Origin of the sequence: Mesorhizobium sp. M2E.F.Ca.ET.219.01.1.1 (assembly GCF_004016445.2) — a bacterium.
Lineage (GTDB): Bacteria > Pseudomonadota > Alphaproteobacteria > Rhizobiales > Rhizobiaceae > Mesorhizobium.
In genome coordinates this window covers 1-460 of record NZ_SADT02000049.1, presented here as the reverse complement: position 1 = coordinate 460, position 460 = coordinate 1, and the positions used below count along the sequence as shown (strand labels likewise).

General features: G+C 61.5%; 1 protein-coding gene and 1 pseudogene. Both read left to right on the top strand.

Annotated elements, in window-relative coordinates; translation table 11 throughout:
- Positions 1–313, top strand: a 313-nt coding sequence (locus EN862_RS34865; RefSeq protein WP_135913283.1) for an ABC transporter permease subunit, incomplete at its 5' end; no start/stop codon positions are given.
- Between the two features lies 1 nt (position 314).
- Positions 315–460 (top strand): annotated as a pseudogene (locus tag EN862_RS37205) (carbohydrate ABC transporter permease); the annotation flags it as partial.

Genomic DNA, 460 nt, shown 5'->3' with positions numbered 1-460 from the left:
CGGCGCCAGCCGCTGGCAACTGTTCCGCCATGTGACGCTGCCGCTGTTGACGCCGATCATCGCCATCACCATGACGTTTTCGGTGCTGTTTACCTTCACCGACTTCCAGCTCATCTACGTGCTGACCCGCGGCGCGCCGTTGAACGCTACCCATCTGATGGCCACATTGTCGTTCCAGCGCGGCATCTCAGGGGGCCAGCTCGGCGAAGGCGCGGCAATCGCCGTCGCCATGATCCCCTTCCTGCTGGCGGCGATCCTGTTCAGCTATTTCGGCGTGCAACGGCGCAAGTGGCAGCAAGGACGCGGAGACTGAAATGGCCGCGATCAAGAGACCGAAACGTCCGGAAACCGATGAAGGCGGCATGGGCTACCTGCAAAGCCTGCCGCGCCGCGTGGTGACGGTCTATCTGCCATTGCTGGTGTTCATCATCGTGCTGCTGTTTCCGTTCTACTGGATGAC